The sequence below is a fragment of the Legionella sp. 227 genome, assembly GCF_043161935.1.
In the GTDB taxonomy this organism is placed as follows: domain Bacteria; phylum Pseudomonadota; class Gammaproteobacteria; order Legionellales; family Legionellaceae; genus Legionella; species Legionella sheltonii.
In genome coordinates, this window is sequence record NZ_CP171154.1 from 2,065,919 (window position 1) to 2,086,672 (window position 20,754).

Below are 20,754 nucleotides of genomic sequence, written 5' to 3' on the forward strand. Positions count from 1 at the left end.
ACCGGATTATCAATTAAAAAATCCAGAAAGGGTGGCGAAGTATACAATATTTTAAAATGAACTTGAAGTCATAGGCATAATTTCATAGAATATGCGACTTTATTGAATTTGTGATAGCCAATCAGGCGAGTTGGAGAAAAATTATGTATGCGGTAATCAAAACTGGCGGTAAGCAATACACCGTGAAGGAAGGTGATGTGTTAAAAATTGAATTACTGCCTGAAGATGTTGGCAATGAAATACAATTTAAAGAAGTACTCATGTTGGCTGATGGCGATAAAATCGTGTGTGGTACTCCATTAGTTGCCAAGGCAACTGTGAAAGCTGAAGTGCTTGATCATGGCCGTCACAAGAAAGTCAAAATTATCAAGTTTCGTCGTCGTAAGCACCACATGAAACACATGGGGCACAGACAATATTATTCACAAGTTAAAATTACTGCGATAAGCAAGTAAGAGAGGATAGAAATGGCTCATAAGAAAGCAGGTGGTAGTACTCGTAACGGCCGCGACTCGAATCCCAAGTACCTTGGAGTGAAGCGTTATGGTGGTCAATTTGTTAATGCGGGTGAAATAATTGTAAGACAACGTGGCACACGTTTTCATCCAGGACCTGGTGTTGGTTGTGGTCGTGATCACACCTTGTTTGCCTTGGTTGAAGGTTTGGTACAATTTGTTGTCAAAGGTGAAAAAAATCGTAAGTATGTAACTATAGTCGCAGAACAAAAAGAAGAAGCTGCAAACTAATTAAGTTATATTACTATAGCCAGAATTCTGCTTAGAGTGGACTTGGTTTTTTATGGTGTGTTTCGGATTATGGATTTTACTTTATAATCTGAATTACATGCTATACCTAAATGCAATGTTATTAACCCCGGCAACGGGGTTTTTTTTTATTTCGAGGTTGGTCATGAAATTCGTTGATGAAGCAGTAATAAAAATAGAAGCAGGCCATGGTGGAAATGGTTGTCTTAGCTTCAGACGCGAAAAATTCATACCAAAGGGTGGCCCTGATGGTGGTGATGGGGGCGATGGCGGTAGCGTTTATTTCGAAGCAAGTACGGATTTAAATACCCTTGTTGATTTTCGTTATATGCGTCATTACAAAGCCGGTAATGGGCAGCAGGGTATGGGCGGCAATTGTACTGGGAAAAAAGGCGATGATTTAATAATAAAAGTACCTGTTGGTACTATGGTTTATGATGTGGATACTGGGGAATTGCTGGGTGATATTAAAGAGCCAGGCGTGCCAGTGTTAATTGCTCAAGGTGGATTTCATGGGTTGGGGAATACACGCTATAAGAGTAGTGTGAATCGCTCTCCACGGCAGACCTCTCCTGGAAGTCCAGGGGAAGCTCGACATTTACGACTCGAATTACGGGTTTTGGCGGATGTAGGTTTATTAGGCTTACCTAACGCAGGGAAATCAACTTTAATTCGTGCTGTTTCCAGTTCAAAAGCTAAAGTCGCTGATTATCCTTTTACCACATTACATCCCAGTTTAGGTGTAGTCAGTGTTTCTTCTCACAAGAGTTTTGTCATGGCTGATATTCCGGGGCTCATTGAAGGAGCATCTACAGGGGCTGGACTTGGTCATCGGTTCTTAAAGCATCTTTCGCGGACCTGTGTGTTACTTCATGTAATTGATGTTGCTCCTGTTGATGACAGTGATCCGGTTGCATCAGCTAAAACAATTATTCATGAATTAGCAGAATACAATCCAGAGCTTTTACAAAAACCGCGATGGCTGGTATTGAACAAAATAGATATGTTGCCTGATGCAGCAAGTAGGGAAGAGCGAATAAAAACCATAGTTAAGGGTTTGAATTGGAAGGATAAAGTATTTGCTATTTCAGCAATCAGCGGTGAAGGAACACAACAGTTGTGTTATTCACTGATGCAGCTGATTGATGAGATGAAAGAGTCTGAAGCATAGCCATTCTGCAGCATGTTCTACTACTGCAGCAGTACGATAAGGTATATTATGGGTTTCATGACCTTTCTGCTCGTGATTGCTGTAGTCGATAATTAATTGTGTGGTTCCTCGTGTTGGTAGTTGTTGCCAGTATTCGGTTAAGCCAGTCAGATGAAAAAATAATTTATTTTTATGCAGACCACTAAAATCCAATAAATGATGGGTATGAGGTCTAGTAAGCAATAATTGCAATAAACCACCCGTGGCTTCATCAATAATGGTTATTGGTTCATTAATGTGCAGGATTAATTCCCGTAAATTTTCAGAAGCTTTTTTATCTATGCCACTAATGATATGTGGCTCTAGGATAGGGTCAACAATAGCTTGTATCTGCTCGACACGATTAGGCATACAACGAACCTTGAATTCGATATAAGGTGATTCCCAGCGATAACCAGTTTGACAATCAATATCCTGCAGCGCATCTTCTAATTTTTGAGCAATTTCACTTTCTGCCAAGCCAAAAATTCGCCACTTAAGTATTTGTTTTTGACTGTGACTTGTTTGTTGTAGTATGGGTAATACATATTGATTAAACATAGGCAAACATTCTCGTGGAGGACCAGGTAATAAAAAAAACTTTTTATTATTCCACGGGTAGTAACATCCTAAAGCACTACCCAGAGGATTGGGTAAAAGTTGGGCGTCTTTAGGAAAGAGGCTTTGTTGAATATTCCCTGGATTGAGATCGAGATTTGCATCACGAAGCCGGCTTTTTATATGTTCAAGAGCGATAGAGTGTTGAATTAACTCCTGGCCAGTAAATTGAGATAGGGCAAAGCGCGTCAGATCATCTGTGGTTGGCCCAAGCCCGCCAATGATAATTATAATGTCATGCTTCTGGGTCAAGAAGTGTAAACAGTTGATGATATCATCCTCTTTATCACTGCATGAAACATGGAAACCTAAAGACAAGCCTTCAGAGCTTAGCGCATGGGCTATATCACGCCCATTCGTATTTAAAGTATCACCATGAACTATTTCGTCACCGGTTGCTAAAATGCCTAACGTCATTGCCTGTTTCCGAGTGTTAAGTAGGAATTTGATTTTATAGCATAATTTGAAAAAACTGTAATAGTTGTTGACATTTATCCGCAAATTGCCTAATAACTAAAAAAGGTGGTTTTTTTTAAGATAACTATCCATCGAACTACCTAATTTTTACGATTTTTGTATGTGAGGAGAAATTATGGAATTTTCAAGCCGTTATGTAGCGCATGTACCTGACGCTCAAGGGTTTGTTAATTATTCGAAACAAGAACACTCTATTTGGAGTATTTTATTTGAAAGACAAATGAAATTATTGCCAGGAAGGGCTTGTGATGAATTTCTAACCGGATTAAAAACGTTAGGCATTCAATCTGAGGCCATTCCACAAATTCCAGATCTAAATCAAAAACTTAAAGCAGAAACGGGTTGGCAAGTGTCTGCAGTCGCTGCGTTAATTTCTGCCCGCGAATTTTTTGAATTATTGGCAACAAAACATTTCCCCGTAGCTACATTTATTCGTAATGAAGAAGAATTGGATTATGTAAAAGAGCCTGATATTTTCCATGAAATTTTTGGTCATTGTCCTATGCTGACGGACAAGGTTTATGCAGAGTTTGTTTACGATTATGCTCAGAAAGTATTAACTTTTCCTGAGTCCGATTGGCCGTTACTGCAACGTATGTTTTGGTTTACTGTTGAGTTTGGCTTAATTAACAGCATGCAAGGTCTGAGAGCATATGGAGGTGGGATACTGTCCTCGATTAGTGAAACAGTATACAGCGTGGAAAGCGATATTCCGCTGCGAGTCATGTTTGATCCAATCGCTGCATTTCGCATGCCCTATCGTATTGACATGTTACAACCCGTTTATTTTGTAATTAATGACTACCAGGTTTTATACGATTTTGTTTCATCGGATATCGGTAAACTTATGGCTCGAACCCGAGAATTAGGGGAATTTCCGCCGCTTTTTAAGGTGGATCCGAATAATCCTAATATTCATATTCGAGCGTGTTAAAGGTATATATATTGTAATGAGCAGCCAGTCTTGTTAACATCGAGCAACCTGTTTGTTCATTGGCTGTCTTAAGTCAAGGAGCATTATTTGATTAAAGTATTAATTGTTGATGACCATGCATTGGTTCGAATGGGGATTCGACGATTACTCGAAGATATGTCGGATGTAGAGGTAGTTGCTGATGCAGAAAGTGGTGAGCAAGCTTTGGCATTAGTAAAAAAACATTCCCCCGACGTGGTCCTTTTAGATATGAAAATGCCTGGAATTGATGGCTGGGAAGTAACGCGTCGTCTAAAAAAATCAAATCCGCACGTTAAGGTTATTGCTGTAACTGCAATGTGTTCTGATGTGTTGCCTACTCGAGTATTACAATTAGGTGCCATGGGCTATCTGACGAAAGAATCAGGTGCTGAAGAAATGGCGGCTGCGATACGTAAAGTTGCTAAAGGCGAGAGATATTTAAGTGCTGAGATTGCTCAGAAAATGGCGATCAATAGCTTGGAAGAAGTACAAGGCTCACCTTTCGATGTGTTATCTGAACGCGAAATGCAAGTCATGTTGATGATTACTAGTGGTATGAATGTTCAGGAAATAAGTGACCGGCTATTCCTTAGTACCAAAACGATTAATGGGTATCGTTACCGTACATTTGAAAAATTAGGTATTAAAAATGATGTAGAGCTTACTTATTTGGCTCTAAAGCATGGAATTATAGAAAATCCCATCGATCTGGCGTCAGAAGATTAAAGGGCTTTTTAGCACCGATTAGCGCAGCATAGTCCGGGATTTCTGCATAAATACGGATTACTCATCTCGGATTATGCTGTGCTAATCCGGGCTACAAAACTGCGTTCCAGAGCACGATTAATTACTGCTATTATTACATGAATATTTCTACTGAATTAGCGTTGTTCCTCACCAAGTTACCTAATGAACCCGGTGTTTATCGTATGTTGGATGAAGCAGGGAATCTTCTTTACGTAGGTAAAGCATCCAATTTGAAAAAACGAGTCACAAGCTATTTTAATAAACAAAATACAGGCATTAAAACACGTTCTTTGGTGAGTCAAATCGCCGCTATAGAAATTTCGGTCACGCGCAGTGAAACAGAAGCTTTATTATTGGAAAGTAATCTGATTAAGACATTGAAACCAAAATACAATGTTTTGTTACGCGATGATAAATCCTACCCATACATCCATCTTTCCAATCATCCTGATTTTCCACGCATTGAAAGTTATCGTTCTAAGAAAAAACCTCTTTCAGGAGATTTCTTTGGTCCTTATCCCAGTAGTTCTGCGGTGAAGGAGACTATAGTAACAATTCAAAAAGTGTTTAAAATCCGCAATTGTCGAGACAGTTATTTTAATGCACGCTCAAGGCCTTGTTTGCAGTATCAGATCAAACGATGCACCGCTCCATGTGTCAATTATATAACGCCTGAAAATTACAAGCGATCAGTACAAGATGCCATGCGCTTTTTACAAGGTAAGTCCCAATTAATTCTTGATGAACTTGCTAAACGAATGGACAAAGCAGTAAGTGAATTGAATTTTGAAGAAGCTGCAATTTTGAGGGATCAGATTAAAAGTTTACGTTTAGTACAAGAACAACAGGGCGTGTTACAGTTACGAGGCGATGCGGATGCTATTGCCATTGAGGTAAGTCCCGGTTTTGCTTGTGTTCAGTGTGCGACGATTCGTGAAGGCCAAGTATTGGCGAGTCAGTGTTACTTCCCTTCGGTGCCCCAAAAAGGTTTAGACGATGAGCTCAGTATGGATGATTTATGGCAACAAACTTTTGATGCCTTTGTAGGATTCTATTATTTAGATAGCCCGGAGAAAATCCCTGCGTTAATTATCACGAACCATGATTTAGTGGATCACCTATCATTGGAAGAAGCCTTATCACAACAACGAGGTAAGCAGTGTAAAATTCAAATAAATCCTCGCGGTATAAAATCCCGTTGGATGGATTTTGCACTAAATAATTTACGTGTTTCGGTAGCTGAATACGTGACAAAACATTCCACGATGAAATCTCGTTTTCATGAGTTAGAACAATTTTTAGGATTGAAAAAGCCTATCGAACGCATGGAATGTTTTGATATCAGCCACACCCAGGGTGAAGCAACTGTGGCATCGTGCGTTGTGTTTGATCATGAAGGTCCCAGTCCTAGCGAATATCGGCGATTTAACATTGAAGGAATTACTCCTGGAGATGACTATGCTGCAATGAAACAGGCTATTACTCGTCGCTTTAAACGGTTAGTAGAAATTCAATCATTGCCGGATGTATTAATTATTGATGGAGGAAAGGGGCAAGTCGCTGTCGCTGAGCAAGTATTACTCTCTTTAGGTATCTCGACAGTGATCTTACTGGGTGTTGCTAAAGGACCTTCGCGAAAGGCTGGATGGGAAAAGTTGATTTTAGTCCATGAGGCACGCGAATTGACTTTACCCGATGATTCCAAAGCCTTACATTTGCTTCAACATATCCGTGATGAAGCGCATCGATTTGCTATTACGGCTCATCGTAAAAAAAGACAAAAAAAGAGACTGGATTCAACGCTTGAAGATATAGAAGGAGTCGGGGCAAAACGCAGACAAGCATTACTTCATCGTTTTGGTGGGATACGAGAGCTTGCAAAGGCACCGATAGACGAAATTGCCAAAGTATCAGGGATTAGTGAACACTTGGCAAAACGTATTTTTCTTTTTTTTCATGGAGAAAAAGGGTAATCAGGGGCTCGTCATCCCGAGTGCCTGACCCTTAGGCTATCATCAGTAGATCAGAATATTATTCATAACCCTAGCAAAAATCCTAATATTCGTACTAAACTAAAATTAGATATGCTCGAATAATAATTATAATAAATTGATATTTAAGCACAAATCTTGCATGTAAAAAAATAAAAGTAAGGTGAGAGGGGGGCATATGTATAAATTACTTTCAACTGCATTGATGATGTTTATGGTTGCTGTTGCGAATGCGGCTAACTTTTATGGCACTGGATTATGCGGTTACCCACAGTATGATTGCGTGAAGGTTGAGGCGGGACAAAGTTGGGAAACCTTATTTCCAGATGAAAAACAACGCGATATCGTACAAAGAATCAATCGTACTTATAATCCTTTATGGACTGGCAAGATTATTGCGGTTCCAAAAAATCTAGCTTATCTCACCGTTTTTGACGTGTCCCCTTTTCCGCTAAAAATTTCAAACGAACATCAAAAGCAAATTATTGTTGATCAGGACAAATTGGCTTACGCAGCTTATGATGCTGAAGGGAATTTGGTGATATGGGGGCCCATTTCATCAGGAAGGGACAGGTGTCCGGATGCTAATCGTTCTTGCCGCACTTTAACTGGGATTTATCGCGTATTCAGTAAGGAAAATGAAAAATGCGTCTCCGACGTGTTTCCCATAGGTAAAGGTGGCGCGAAGATGCCTTTCTGTATGTTCTTCCATAAAGGCTTTGCATTACATGGTTCTCCAGACATCCCTGGTGTAAGAGCAAGTCATGGCTGTGTGCGAATGTTTACTCAGGATGCAAAATGGTTAAATGAAAACTTTGTTGAGTTATCCAGTGAACGAAATAATTTCAGGGGTACAACAGTTATTGTTCGTCCAATAAATGACAGTGAGTGAGAAAAATGATGAATACAATTAAAAAAATCACTTCGATTTCATTAATGTTTTTCTTAGGGTTAATGTCTACACACCTTGACGCAGCCAAATCTAAAAAAATTGATCCTAAAGAGGCGCAAGCCAAAGCAGAAAAAGAAGAGGCTCGATTTCCTATAGGATGCAGGCCCGTGGGGTATAAGGAAAGTTTAAAAGTATTGTCCCTTTACCCTGGAAAAGAGGGGGCATTACAATCCTTGTATTTCTTCTTTAACCAATTGCCACAAACGGTGAGTTTGTATCAAATGCGAGATGAAGACAGTCAATATACTACTCGATACAATCATACAATAGGTGGCCGTCAATGGGCGGCATTAGCCACAGGGGAGCCCTTAGTCAAATTTATTTGTACTTTGGGTGATGGTAAAACTTCCTATGGAAAAATTATTGATTGTGCTGATACGATAAAGGTGTGTGAATACGTCAATGTAAAATTTGGTTTAAATAATAAAGGCAATTTTTGGATAGTCGATGGCACTACAAGAAATGGTGCCGTTAATGAGGTAGTGCATTATGGCATAATACCTGGGGTATAAATCTGAACACATAATGATAAAAATTCAGGTGAAATTGCTGTGCAAAGAGGGAGAATCTTCATGAAATCGCTAGTACCTTGGGTATGTTTATTCGTTGCATCAGCCAGTCAACATGCTTTTGCTGATGATTTTAGTGCCTATCGATTAGGGAATTATAATAAAGCGATAGAGCCTTTAATGAATCAATCAGGGAAAAATGCAGTTGCTGATTACTACTTGGGGCGGATTTATCTTTATGGATATGGTCAACTTAAAAACAGTCAGTTGGCGATACGCTATTTTACCCAATCGGCACAAAAAGGCTATCTTCCTGCAATCCAACTTATGGCCAGATACACTTTATTGCATGAAAAGGACCCACAACAAGCCTTTACATGGTTTAAAAAAGCGGCGGATGATGGTGATGTAGATGCTCAAATGTTTACGGCGGCGGCATACAGATATGGGGTTGGAGTCAAACGCAATGAGGATGCGGCAACTCGCTATTACATTAATGCGGCAAAAAATGGTAATTCCCTTGCCCAATTTACTTTAGCCAAGAATTTTATTGACAGTCGTAATGCATCAAATAAAAAGTTAGGCCTTATCTGGTTAAATAAGGCAGTGGCCAATGGTAACCCTCAAGCAATAACTCGATTAGGGGAGTTATATCTTGAAGGGAAATTGGTTGATAAGGACGAAAAGAAAGGTGAAGAATTATTAAACCAAGCAGCAAGTCAAGGTTTTGCACCCGCAATGGTTGCTTTGGGCGAATTGGCTTTGCATCAAAACCAAAAAGAACAAGCCTTGAAATGGTTTAGTCAGGTAACGAAACAACAGAATGATGAGGCGTATTTGGATTTAGCTCATATTTATTTAGAACCCAAAAGCCCCATTTATGATCCAAAAACTGCGTTCATGTGGACCTTAAAAGCGGCTCAAGATGGTTTGCCACAAGGAAAACGTGAGTTAGCTGAAATGTACCAAAAAGGAATTGGCGTGGATGCCGATCCGAATTTGGCTAAGCAATGGCTAAATCAGGCGAATCAGGATGACAGTGCGAAAAATCAAGAGGCTGCTTTGGCGCAAGCGGCACTTTGGTTAAGTAATGGTACAACAGATAAATTGGAACAAACTGATTTTCAAATGAGGGGCATACTAAGTGCTTGGCATAATCCAACGGTATTAGGCGATTTCGCTTATAACCAGGCACCACGATTGAAAAAGATAATGCGTCAGTCTGTTTTTAAACCCCAATTTGAATTAGTCCAACCTAATGATGTTCCCATAACCAGTTACTATGATGCGATCTTGAATAAAACTCCTGGCTTCCAGGCGAATCAATGGACATACCCACTTTATCCTTTAGATCAACAGTTATCTGCTTTAGAAAGAACAAATACTCCAATATTTGCGCAATTGAATCTTCCTGCACCTTATATTGATGCCAATTATTATGATTATGATGATTATTCACAAGCCAATATTATGGATTTATGGACTCAGGGCTGGCAAGCGCAACTTAATTATATGTCTGTATTTAATCATTTGTATTTTAGGGCGATATTAGGTGATGCCCAATCGCAATTTCAAATAGGACAAATGTTTCAATATGGGATTGGTGTGGCGCAAAGTGATTCGTCCGCAATTATTTTTTATCAAAATGCAGCTCAACAGCAACATTTAGGGGCCGAATACAATTTAGGGCTTTTATATTTACAACATGCCAAGGATAAACAAGGTTATCAGCTTGCATTAAATGATTTAACTGATGCCGCGTTTAAAGGCAATAAAAAATCTCAATATGTATTGGCTCGAATTCTTTCACAAGGCATCACTGGTCCAGACGGTACTGTATACATTCAACCCAATCAAGAACAAGCGATGTCTATGTTATATCTGGCTGCAGCCAATAATTATGGGCCTGCAGAATATGAGTTGGCTGATAGTTTGGCACGTCAAAATGATAATGGCTTGAGTGTGAATGTCAGAAAACACAAAATAGCTATGATTCGTCAATTGTATCAAGGTGCAGCAGATCGAGGAATTTCTCAAGCGCTATTGCCGCTCGCCTTTTATAATGCTATGGGTCAGGATAAACAAAGACAGGCACAAGCTTTTCGAGTTGCTAAGGATCAAGCGGCTACTGGTGATGAAAATGCTGCCTTGTTATTGGGCTTGCTTTATGATCGGGGAATTGGTGTACAAGCCGATCCCGGCCAAGCAATTAATTGGTATCAACAATCGGGTCAAAATGCAGTAAGTGATTTTATCTTGGGAACTTATGCTGCTGAAGGAAAAGGACTTGCTCAAGACAAGGAAAAAGGGATAGCGAAATTACAGCAATCTGTTGATGATAAATTCTCCTACGCAGATTTTAATATGTCTGTATTACGAAAACAAATCGGACAAGACTTTTTGCCTGATTTGATCAATTCTTATAAATTAGGAAACAGTCATGCCGGAATCGTTTTAGCTGATTATTATTTAGCAGAAAACTCTGATCCGGAAAAAATGCAAGAAGCCAAACAAATTTATACCGGTTTGGCTGAAAAAGGTGATCAGTATGCCCAATTGAAATTGGCTTTTATGCTCGAAAAAGGATTAGGTTCTGAACCTAATCTGGCCGATGCGCAACGTTGGTATACTGCTTCTGCGGAACAAGGAAATCCTCTCGCACAGTATTTATTAGGTCAGTTTTATCAATTGGGTGAGAATGGAGAGCCTGATTATAACTTGGCGAAACAATGGTATGCGAAAGCAGCTACAGCGCTGCCTGAGGCTTCTGTTGCCTTAGGTTTTATTGATGAAACAGTCAATGATAATTATGAGCAGGCATTAAAAAATTATGAACAAGCTGCTGCCAAAGGCAATGTTTTAGGGGTATACAATTTGGCACTCATGTATTTATACGGTAAAGGAACTCCAGTTAATTATCAGAAAGCTAAAGATTTATTTGTTCAAGCAGCAACTCACCAAGTTCATGAGGCAATGAATCAATTAGGAGCAATTTATTTTAATGGTTTGGGGCAAGCTCGTGATACCCAACAAGCTCTAGCTTGGTATAAAAAAGCAGCCGATTTAGGTAATGCGAATGCTCTTTACCAGTTAGGATTATTCTCTGAAACGGGGGTTTCTACCAAACTTGATTTCAATAACGCGCTCAAATATTACCAACAATCTGCAGACAAAGGTAATGAAAAAGCGATGTTGGCTTTAGCAAGAATGTATCATTACGGGTTAGGAGTTGAGAAAAACCCTAAAATGGCAGCAAGTCTTTATGAAAAATTGGCCGCACGTCAAAATGCATACGCACAATACCAATTAGGTACTTATTATCTCGAAGGTACTGCTGGTGAGCGTTCTATTACTAAAGGCAAGCAATTATTACAACAAGCCAGTGATAATGGCAGCATACAGGCTCGTAAACTCTTGCAAAGAATGGAAGCACAAACTCAGGCTCGAGTCAGTTTTATTGAGCCTGTACTGATGAATAAAGCACCAGTTACTGCGGAGCAAGCTGCTGATTTTATGTATCTGGAAGCATTAAATGAATGGAATCAAGGGGATGAAATCTTATCGCGTATGATTTTACAACGTTTAGTGACTCAATATCCCAATTTTGCACCAGCAAAACGTACTTTCGATCAATTAAATCAAGCACGAAGAGTCAGTATTTATGGTTAGTTAGTCAATTCGCCAAGTGAGGTAATCCTTCACCGCCATTAAAAAGCTCCTCTTCCAGCAGTGGGAGAGGGGGAGTAGGGGGGAGGTGTTTATTGTCGCAATACGCTCATCCGCCCTGACAGGCACATTCATAATTATCTTATGCTCCCCAGTTATCTATTCAACAAAGTCTATCGGAAGTAGCAGCATATTCGTCAGATAAATTGGTTTTCATTGATGAAGCAGCAGTTGATAAATTTATTTCAAGAGAATATGTGGAGTAAAAAGGGACGGAAGGATATTGGTGATGTTTCTGGTAAACGCTTTGCCAGAGAGAGTTTTATTGATGGATTAAGGGCGAATCAGGTGGATGCTCCTCTTTGTTATGACGGAACTTGCAATACTGTTTTATTTAATTTTTGGTTAGAGTATTGTTTATCCTCAATTCAGTTTGCGTTTTAAATTTTATTTTTTCGCACAACGTGATTGGGCAAGGTGAACAAAATGACAGAATATAACTGAACCGAACCCTATGAGCCCACCTAATATAACATGCGTCAAGCGTTCTGATGCAACGCTAGCTGAATGCGTGACTAACATCACTGTTGTTGCAACAAAGAAACAACGAAAAGAATATGCAATGACATAACGACGGAAGGCAACTAAAGTTAAGAAAATGCCACAAATGGCAAAGGTCAAAGCAAAAGGCGTGCTTGGAATAATAAATCCGAATAAAATACCTAAGGGAACACCTAGTGATACACCAATAACACGTTGACTCAATTTTTGTGGCGTTGTCATTACATTTCCAGTAACGACACTGGCAGTCCCCCAAATCATCCACTGCCCATTTTGCATCTGAAAATATTCAACCAAAAATGCTGAAATACAAACGGCGATTGCCATAGCAATCATGCTTTCAACATAAGGATTTTGCTCTCCAAGATTATTCAAACCGCCTAATCGCAATGGGTGATAATGACTCTTACGTTTTTTATAATATGTGCTTATTTCATCGAATTGGGCAAGCAATAACGTAGGGACTAATGCAATCAACAGATAGGGTAAAAATTGAGGAGCCTGATGTAACATCACTGTATGATTAGTCTCCGCAGCAAATTCTGTAGCAAGAATAATGGCAGGAATAAAAGTCCAACTCCCTAAAGGACGCAGCTTCTCGCCCTTTATCGTAACCAAAATTACTGTCGTAGCAGCGAGGGTGCAGGAGACAATATACAGCACTGGCATAAGCTGGGTTAAAAAAAGTAAGTAAAACATTACAACAATCATGCAACCATGAAGCAATACCCCTAATGCAGTAAGCTCAAGTCGTTCCTCTACAATAAGCGTTGATATAGTTAAAACAGAAGACTGAAGCCAAATCGAGTTATTGGTAATCAAATAAAGAAGGGCAAAGGGGAACAATACAAAGATACCTCGCAGCAAAGACCATATCTGAATTTCATCTTTTAATGCTTGTATCGTCTTGGAAAAAACGTGCATTAGATACCTTTTAGTTCAGTTACTGTGACAATTTGCGCTATTTTTTCCATTAATTGGATAGAAAATTGATGTTCCTCCTGATTCGCCGCCGCACAAATGTCTTCAACAATACATACTTTATAATCACGATCATGAGCATCGCGAGCGGTGCTTTCCACTGCCCAGGAAGTACTGACTCCTCCCAGTATTACTCGTTCAATTTGGTTTGCTCGTAGCGCCGCATCAAGTGCAGTACCATAAAATGCGCTCACTCTTGGTTTGACCATTATTAAACTATTGCCAATCAGTAGTTCAGGATGAAACTCTGTTCCTTTAGAGCCAAGTTTTAGAGCATCCAACACATGTACTTTACCAAAGATAGGCGAATGCTTTGGTTGTTCCGTATAATGCGCACTAAAACCCACTTTCACCATAATGGTTAACCAATTCCTTAATTTTGCAATTTCAAGAACTTTATTTACCTTTTTTATTATATCACGCTCTTGGGCATGCGCGGCTGAACGCGCTATTTTGCCTTGTGGATGCATAATATCAATAATATAGTCCAGACCTATAAATGCGGTACGCATCGTATTTACCTCCATTAAATACTCCTGAATATCATTAAAGAAAGCACATTTTTATTTACTTGAATTTTCTTTAAAACGATTAGCTTCTATTTATTAAACTTTTGTCATTCACGTTTCTTCATTGTTGCATATAAAAAATCAATTTTTTTATATTGTCCTTCTTGTATAAATCATAACTCAGACATAATTTGATCAATTAAAAAAGTGATCGGGATCTTCCAAAACAAAACGTCGAGTCATGTACAAGCGTATATTTCAAGTAATACTAATTTAGTTCCAGATAATAGAACATATCAATTGATTAACTCCAGAAAAGAGATCGATTTAGAAGGGATAATTTTTTATGCTATGGAAAGGGATACTGCATTCTTTCTTTAGTTTAGTATCGTATGAGCGCATCATCAGCACTGGCTTATGATGAACTGGTTGTGAATCTGGGGTATAGCAGTTTTTAGGATGGAAGTCCTCCTTGATTTAAATCCCATAGAGAAATTTTGGACAAATCTCAAAAATAAAATTAGAAAAGCGATCTCTCATTTTGAAACTCTTGCTCAAGCTATTGATGATGTCGTTAAATCGTTCATTTGAAAATCAAGTGGCTATAAAAGCCACGGATTTCAGTCGCTCCCCTTTTTATATGGGACAAATTCTTGCATCTTTTTAAATTTTTACTCAAAATATCCTTTGATTCATCTAGTTGTTTAACGGAATGTCTAACAAATAACAGGGGATGTTGAGATGAAATATACAGTAACTTTTTGCGTATTTGATCATACTGTAGGTGGAAATCCATTTTGGCATGGTTCCTTTTTTCTGTCCAAATTGAATGAAAGCAATCAGCTGCTGGAAGTCGTTGAAACCTGGGGTTTTTATGGTGTTACCAGTACGGGAGATAAAAGCAGTCGTTTTGAACAATTTAAAAGGAATTATCATTTAGATGTTGATCTCAAAGGCAATCACGGGATGCTGATCAATGAAGAAGTTCGCTACATGCATCTAGGTCATGGCTTATATGGAAAAACCTTTGAGCTGACGCAACAACAGTTCGAAGCGTTACAAAAGAAATGCACTACTGCAGTTGCAGAACAAGAGTCGGCTATTCGTGAAGTGGTAGGTGATGGCCAAAATTTCAAAGTAGATCCTCAAAGGCCAGGAAGAATTTACCGGGAAGAGGCTTATTCCAAACAAATTTTTGAAATCGAACAGACAAAGGCAAAAATAGAAGGCCGCCCATCCCGACTGAAACCTTTTGATTTTCATTTATCATTGGGTTTTTGGAAGATGCAATTTTTTGGATATGCATTTGGGTTCCCTGTACCCACCCTTGAAAATTCCAATACCTGTAAAACTAGGGCAGTTTCCCTTTTAGAAGGTATCCTAACCGAAGAACAGCTTGCTCCATTTAAGAGCTCATCACTGCCTCGATTTATTTCTGGTTTAGAGCCTATTCTATTGCATAGTGAGGGTCCATTACGTACACATAAAAAGGCATCAGGTAAAGAAGTATTTTATCGGGATCAAAAACAAGATAAAGAAGTGAAATTATATTGGAGTGTGCCGCCCCAGCACTGTGACGTGTTATCAGAGGATAGTGTAGGCCTATTTAAAATCGATGAAAAATACTGTCAGGAAGTCAAACTTATCGTGAGCCGGTTACAGCGTTTGGAGTGGTTAATACGGAATGCCCTTTTTCCGATAGAAGATCCAGAAAAAGAAAAAGTGTTGCGGAGATATAAAGATGATTTAATTCAGCAAATTATTGCCTGTTATAAAGCGTTTGCCGTTATTGAACCTAAAAATGAAACGAAAAAATCAGGTTGGCAAGGCTTCGCTCTTTCCCTATTTTCCTTACCCAAAAGTAGCGAGGAAAAAAAATTACAAGATAAAATTCATCAAGCTAATATGTTGTTCAACTCTCTTTATATGGCAATAGTAGATCAATGGACAATTGATTTTGAGTCTTTATTTGAGGAGGTTAAGGGGCGCGAGCTTAAAATGAGAAAGGATGAGGTGGATTACAATGAGCCTGAGGCGTTAGTATCTTATTTATCAATAGAAGATAAGAAAAATATATGTAAGATAATAGGACGAAATTATTTAGAAAATGACGAGGACATTCGTTTGACTGTCAGCTCAATTGCATAATTGTTATTAAAGTGTAACTGTTCTGAATTTAAAAACAGTTACACTGAATCCTCATTGAAACAATAAAATCGCGTAGTTCAATAAACTTTCTTGTATATAAATTCATATGGTATCATAATAAAAATTAATGCTGTATATTTTTAGGTCATATTTACATGGGTGATCCTCAAGATCTATTCCGATCAGATTTTTTAACTATCCCATTAGATAAGTATCAAGGTGACCACTCGCCGGTGCTTGAGAAAGATGATCTAAGGTGGTTGATTGCTCAGCTTTATCATTTTGTAGCGGAGTCTCCTAATTCCAGCGTGCTACTGGAAAGTAATTTTTCCTATTGGCTAACTTACGCACTTCAATGTGCTGTAAATACCTATGATGCTGAAGCGGCACAACAGATTTGTTCTTTTTTTTACCAACTGGAAAAAGATTCAAATAGTTTAATGTTAATCTTTGAGCAAACGCTTAGTGGAACATTTGCAGGACAAACTGTTGCTTATGCGTGGATGGACAATCTCTTTTCCGCAACTTATGACCCCAGAAATACCTCAGTGGTCATAGCCATTAATTATATTTTTAGTCAGTTACTAGCGGAAAAGGGTGACGAATTTTCTGATCTGGTGACAAAAAACATCAAAGAAGGGAGTGAGAAGGGAAAAAACGCAATTCTCGTACTGGCTCGTGCTTTGGCAAATGTTGCTGAGGTTTCTGAAAGTCAGCCTACAGCTGAATTAATTGCCAATTTATTGAGAAGTTTCGTTAAAAAATCTCCGCTTATTCTAAGCACTTCCCTGACTCAAGAAATATCATATGGTTCTTTCAAGGGAAAAAGCGGCGTCTATGTTTTGGTCGGCGCCATTAAGAACGCTGTAGAGAATCAACCCAAGGTAACACCAATGATTGGTGATATTTTGATTGATTTGAATGGAATTCTTCCTAAAGAGTTAAGCGATGCCTTATGCAAGACTCATGAACAAGGTCCTTATAAAGGGAAAAATGCTCTGCACATTATTCTCCTTTCACTTATTTCCGCTGCCTACCTCAATAAAAACTCAGAGGCGGTAAGCGTTTTAATGCATGTAGTGCATCAAGTGTGGAAGAGCAATACAGATGGCAAAGTTACTTTATCATTATTGCACCCTATTGAAACTGGGGAGCATGCTGATATAAACGGAGTTATGATGCTCGTACGAGCCATGCGCGCTGCAATCGACCATCAACATCAAGTAGCCCTATTTAATGATTTTTTAATTGATTTTATTCAGAGTGACCCTAAAAAGTTAGGTGATGCTTTTACTCATCATGCACCTGCAAGTACTATAGGCGATTATACTGTTTCACCCTTAGTACTTTTAATAAATACACTTCAAAAAGTTAAAAATGTAACTCTGAAAACAGGCCTGCGTAATGTCATCAATAAGTTAGCTGATTCTAAATCAGCAGTTGCAATGCTGCTGTCTTTAACTGACGATACGAAATTAATTTTTATTGAAGAGTTAGCTCAAGTTTATTCTCTTAATCATAAACAGGTAACCTGGCTTACTCAAACTAATGGTCAGCAACTAAAAGCAAGCCCCGCTACACTGGATTCTTGTTTTTTTTTGGAAAAAAATAACTGGGGTAGGGGCCAACATTTTTTTGTAGCACCCTCCGTTTCTATGGATGAAGAAAAAGCAGCGCTTCAAGATAAAGAGGATCGGTGTCTACAGGATGATGAGAGGAGAAATGGTATGGGTTGTAGCAATCCTTAAGTTATATTCTTATCAATTTAAGTTCTATACCTAACTTGCTGTTTATTAAGTGGAAAAATAGATCTGTGTCTATCAATTATAAATACAATTAACGATTGCTTGTATTTTGGTCACAAGTTAAAATGCGGGCTCAATCTGGAGTTTTTTTGTATTTATAATTGATGGTGGTTCATTATGCCAAACCCTTTTTTTGTTTTTTTAAAAAAAAAACATACCGTCCCCAAAGTGACTTCATATACAGATACGAAACAAACTAAGGAACTTCAACTCCTTGTTGCATCAGGTAATAAAGCCCAATACAGAAAGAGAGAAAAAGACTTTAATGAAGAAGGCTTTAAATTCAGATTGACCAAAGGCATAGTCTATGAAATTAGGGATGAGGGTGAAAAAATTGAAGTCAAAGTGGCAGTCCAGGTTAAAGGATTTACTTTAACGTGGTACTTTTGGACTACTGATGGACTGGACCAGTTCCCTCAGGAATTTAGAGATAAATTATTTAATGCTGCGTCCAAAGTTCAAAGAGAAGAGGTAGAGGGGGGATGCGACTTATATCTCAGAGGCAGCGACGAGCTCCACGGCAAATTAATGCATCATCTTAAAGCTGAATTTTGGCAAAATCATAATCATTATCGATTAAAAGATAATAAGTCTTATACACCAATAGAGTTTAATCAACACCTGTTTGGTCTTGCCTCAACGGAAATTTACCAAGAATTTTTTGAAGAAGGTGAAATTGAAGCGATTTGTGAGCAATTTGCACAGTTTTATAAAAAATGGATGGCAAAGGAGGGCAGTGGACCTTCACTTGAGGAGGAATATTTTAATGATCCTGCACAAAAATTAGATCTAGAAGATGTGATTGAGCTGGAGTTATTTGCGCATCAACAAGAACCTTGTCGAATTAATCTGTCTGAATTAAAAGTAGATTATGAAAAAGCAAGAAAGGAAATAGAGCGGATTGTTAGAGAAGGTCTAACTACGGAAAAACTAGGTGTCTTATTAGAGAAAGTTGATCACGAATATAATGAGCTTGTGGAGTTTAGAAAGATAGGTGGAAGCAGAGGACTTACTCCTGAAATAACTGATTCGAGTAAAATTAAAGGAAGTCGATACCAAGTGAGTCCAGGTCGGGATGATAAGCTTAAAAAAGAGCTACCAGATGTTCCAAAGTGGGCGTATAGTGTTCAAGCTGCCGTGGAAAAAGCAAAAGCATTTATTATTGATGATGCAAAAAAAAGATTAGCTATTCCAAAAAAGGTTATTACAGACAGTGTGAGTTTAATTGAAGCACATGAGGTAGGAGTAGCAGATCAAGGTGATAACGGAGCAAAAACAGAAGAAATGGAGGTGTTACCTCATGAGACAGAACCTAGCAAAGCAAAGTTTGGTGCAGCATTTGGAAAATCTATTTACGCTTCGTTTCTTAATATCTTGCAAAAAGAAAATGAAAGCGTAAAAAAAAGTAAGGCAGTCTCTATAACAGAGGCACAGGCTGCATTTAGACCTTAAGCTCAGCCTAATCAATTGAGGAAATAGAAATGGGTAGACTTTTTCAAGATAAAAGGAAGGATGTTAACCGAATTATTGGAAATTTTGTTGCAGCCGAAGCAAGATCTGGAGATTTTTTTAATAAATTGAATGCGCTTCAAAATGAACTTTATACGGTAAAAACAAAACAAGAGTTTGATATTGTTGTTCAAAAATTAATTAATGAGGAAAAAAATGTTCATCAATTTTTGTCTGAACTCATAACAGGAGCAGATCAAGAGATCTTGTCAAAAGTGATGGTGCAATTGGCCTCACAACCTAATCTTAAACACGTCATCATCCTGTTCAATTATACAGCGCTTGCGGCACAAAGTGTTGCCGACAAAAATGAATCATTAAGCATGCAAGAATCATTAGTTGGGTTATCCGACGAACAAAGAACAGCCTTATTACTTTTCATTACAAAATTAAAAGAGCTTAAACCCATTGCAGCATTACTTGTGAACCAGGAAGAGGTATTTAAAGCGCTTCTTCAGCAAACGACTTCATTGGATGATCTTGATAAAATAGAAACTGAAATTGAAAATAAAAATCGACTTCTTGATGGTGCCCTAGAACGATTATTACCTTATCCTAAAGATGAACTCGTGGCAGGTCAAATTATTAACATTTTGAAAGCCAATAGGCATCTGCTGAAAGTATTGCAATCATTTGATTTACATGAAACATTAATGGACGACATATTAAATGCAAGAGCAAGAATTCTCGCACATACTGACTCTTATGCGAGCGCTCAACCCGTTTGTTAACGAAAGTTTATATTTTTCTTAATGAATTTTGCCCTGGTTTATCTGGTAAATCCTGGTGAAGTAGTCGACTTGAATTAAGGAACAATCTCATAGCCTATCTTGAATGCATACTTAATTCGATTGTTTAAAAGACAGATCACCATCCTTTAGGATGATTATGTAGAACAAGGAAAGGAAGGTCGAACTGGCATGGCCAGTTCGATGCGAGCCAATTAAAGGATTAAGCAGCCATTGATTTAACACGAGCTACTAAGCGACTTTTAATACGAGCAGCTTTATTCTTATGAATTAAACCCTTACCAGCTGCTTTATCAATAACTGGTTGTGCTTTGGTGTAGGCAGCATGAGCGGCTTCTTTATCACCTGATTCAACAGCTTTAATCACATTTTTAATGTAAGTGCGGAACATAGAACGTGCACTGGCGTTGTGTTGACGTAATTTTACGTTTTGGCGAGCACGTTTGATCGCTGATTTAATATTTGCCACTTAAAAATCTCCACTCATTCAGACGGTACAAAAGATGGTGATCATGCACAATGAGTCAGAATTTGTCAATAGACTTCTTTGTTTCTAAAGTAGAAATTGATTCTCTCTATTGCGATATGTCTTATTTTTATGCATAATCAATTGATCAATATGGA

The 20,754-nt window shown here is 38.4% G+C and carries 18 protein-coding genes; 14 read left to right on the plus strand and 4 right to left on the minus strand.

The window, feature by feature from the left end:
• Positions 1-143: 143 nt before the first annotated feature.
• The 3 genes from rplU (at position 144) to cgtA (ending at position 1,935) form a co-directional block, all read left to right on the plus strand.
• Positions 144-455, plus strand: a complete 312-nt coding sequence (rplU, locus tag ACF8MK_RS08900; protein WP_265703446.1) for a 50S ribosomal protein L21 — start codon at positions 144-146, stop codon at positions 453-455.
• A 12-nt stretch (positions 456-467) separates the two neighbouring features.
• Positions 468-746 (plus strand): 50S ribosomal protein L27, encoded by a 279-nt coding sequence (rpmA, locus tag ACF8MK_RS08905; RefSeq protein ID WP_028381048.1) that lies wholly within the window; start codon positions 468-470, stop codon positions 744-746.
• 163 nt (positions 747-909) lie between these two features.
• The gene (cgtA, locus tag ACF8MK_RS08910) at positions 910-1,935 is read left to right on the plus strand and encodes an Obg family GTPase CgtA (RefSeq protein WP_265703447.1); all 1,026 of its coding nucleotides are present in this window, start codon (positions 910-912) and stop codon (positions 1,933-1,935) included.
• Here cgtA and ACF8MK_RS08915 read toward each other — a convergent pair.
• Complete coding sequence (locus ACF8MK_RS08915) at positions 1,891-2,988, minus strand: competence/damage-inducible protein A (RefSeq protein ID WP_392536352.1); 1,098 nt, start codon at positions 2,986-2,988, stop codon at positions 1,891-1,893. The genes cgtA and ACF8MK_RS08915 overlap by 45 nt on opposite strands.
• A gap of 175 nt (positions 2,989-3,163) precedes the next feature.
• Here ACF8MK_RS08915 and phhA point away from each other — a divergent pair, with 175 nt between their 5' ends.
• The 7 genes from phhA to ACF8MK_RS08950 all read left to right on the plus strand — a co-directional run bounded on the left by phhA (position 3,164) and on the right by ACF8MK_RS08950 (position 12,312).
• The gene (gene phhA / locus ACF8MK_RS08920) at positions 3,164-3,982 is read left to right on the plus strand and encodes a phenylalanine 4-monooxygenase (RefSeq protein ID WP_392536353.1); all 819 of its coding nucleotides are present in this window, start codon (positions 3,164-3,166) and stop codon (positions 3,980-3,982) included.
• Positions 3,983-4,069: 87 nt separating this feature from the next.
• Positions 4,070-4,729: a two-component system response regulator LetA gene (gene letA, locus ACF8MK_RS08925; RefSeq protein ID WP_058510655.1), complete on the plus strand. Its 660-nt coding sequence runs from the start codon at positions 4,070-4,072 to the stop codon at positions 4,727-4,729.
• A gap of 137 nt (positions 4,730-4,866) precedes the next feature.
• Entirely contained in the window at positions 4,867-6,723 is a 1,857-nt protein-coding gene (uvrC, locus tag ACF8MK_RS08930) for an excinuclease ABC subunit UvrC (protein WP_392536354.1), read from the plus strand.
• A gap of 196 nt (positions 6,724-6,919) precedes the next feature.
• Positions 6,920-7,633 (plus strand): L,D-transpeptidase, encoded by a 714-nt coding sequence (locus ACF8MK_RS08935; protein ID WP_265703451.1) that lies wholly within the window; start codon positions 6,920-6,922, stop codon positions 7,631-7,633.
• Between the two features lie 8 nt (positions 7,634-7,641).
• Positions 7,642-8,205, plus strand: a complete 564-nt coding sequence (locus tag ACF8MK_RS08940) for an endopeptidase IV (RefSeq protein ID WP_265703477.1) — start codon at positions 7,642-7,644, stop codon at positions 8,203-8,205.
• 60 nt (positions 8,206-8,265) lie between these two features.
• Positions 8,266-11,871 (plus strand): tetratricopeptide repeat protein, encoded by a 3,606-nt coding sequence (locus tag ACF8MK_RS08945; protein WP_392536355.1) that lies wholly within the window; start codon positions 8,266-8,268, stop codon positions 11,869-11,871.
• 216 nt (positions 11,872-12,087) lie between these two features.
• On the plus strand, positions 12,088-12,312 hold the full coding sequence (locus ACF8MK_RS08950) for a hypothetical protein (RefSeq protein WP_392536356.1): 225 nt from the start codon (positions 12,088-12,090) through the stop codon (positions 12,310-12,312).
• Positions 12,313-12,315: 3 nt separating this feature from the next.
• On the opposite strand, the gene ACF8MK_RS08955 is transcribed toward ACF8MK_RS08950, so the two are convergent.
• Entirely contained in the window at positions 12,316-13,353 is a 1,038-nt protein-coding gene (locus ACF8MK_RS08955) for an FUSC family protein (RefSeq protein WP_392536357.1), read from the minus strand.
• Positions 13,353-13,937, minus strand: coding sequence for a cysteine hydrolase family protein (locus tag ACF8MK_RS08960; RefSeq protein ID WP_392536358.1), 585 nt, complete (start codon positions 13,935-13,937; stop codon positions 13,353-13,355). The genes ACF8MK_RS08955 and ACF8MK_RS08960 overlap by 1 nt, the downstream gene beginning before the upstream one ends.
• A 723-nt stretch (positions 13,938-14,660) precedes the next feature.
• Between ACF8MK_RS08960 and ACF8MK_RS08965 the strand changes: the two genes are divergently transcribed.
• The 4 genes from ACF8MK_RS08965 (at position 14,661) to ACF8MK_RS08980 (ending at position 20,112) form a co-directional block, all read left to right on the plus strand.
• A complete protein-coding gene (locus tag ACF8MK_RS08965; RefSeq protein ID WP_392536359.1) occupies positions 14,661-16,067 on the plus strand; it encodes a hypothetical protein in 1,407 nt (468 codons plus the stop codon).
• A gap of 155 nt (positions 16,068-16,222) precedes the next feature.
• On the plus strand, positions 16,223-17,815 hold the full coding sequence (locus tag ACF8MK_RS08970; protein WP_392536360.1) for a hypothetical protein: 1,593 nt from the start codon (positions 16,223-16,225) through the stop codon (positions 17,813-17,815).
• Positions 17,816-17,989: 174 nt separating this feature from the next.
• Positions 17,990-19,324, plus strand: a complete 1,335-nt coding sequence (locus ACF8MK_RS08975; RefSeq protein ID WP_392536361.1) for a hypothetical protein — start codon at positions 17,990-17,992, stop codon at positions 19,322-19,324.
• A 29-nt stretch (positions 19,325-19,353) separates the two neighbouring features.
• Entirely contained in the window at positions 19,354-20,112 is a 759-nt protein-coding gene (locus ACF8MK_RS08980; protein WP_392536362.1) for a hypothetical protein, read from the plus strand.
• Positions 20,113-20,332: 220 nt separating this feature from the next.
• Here the strand turns inward: ACF8MK_RS08980 and rpsT are convergent, their stop codons facing one another.
• Positions 20,333-20,599 carry a 30S ribosomal protein S20 gene (rpsT, locus tag ACF8MK_RS08985; protein WP_028381062.1) on the minus strand — a complete coding sequence of 89 codons (267 nt, stop codon included), beginning with the start codon at positions 20,597-20,599 and terminating at the stop codon, positions 20,333-20,335.
• Positions 20,600-20,754: the final 155 nt, after the last annotated feature.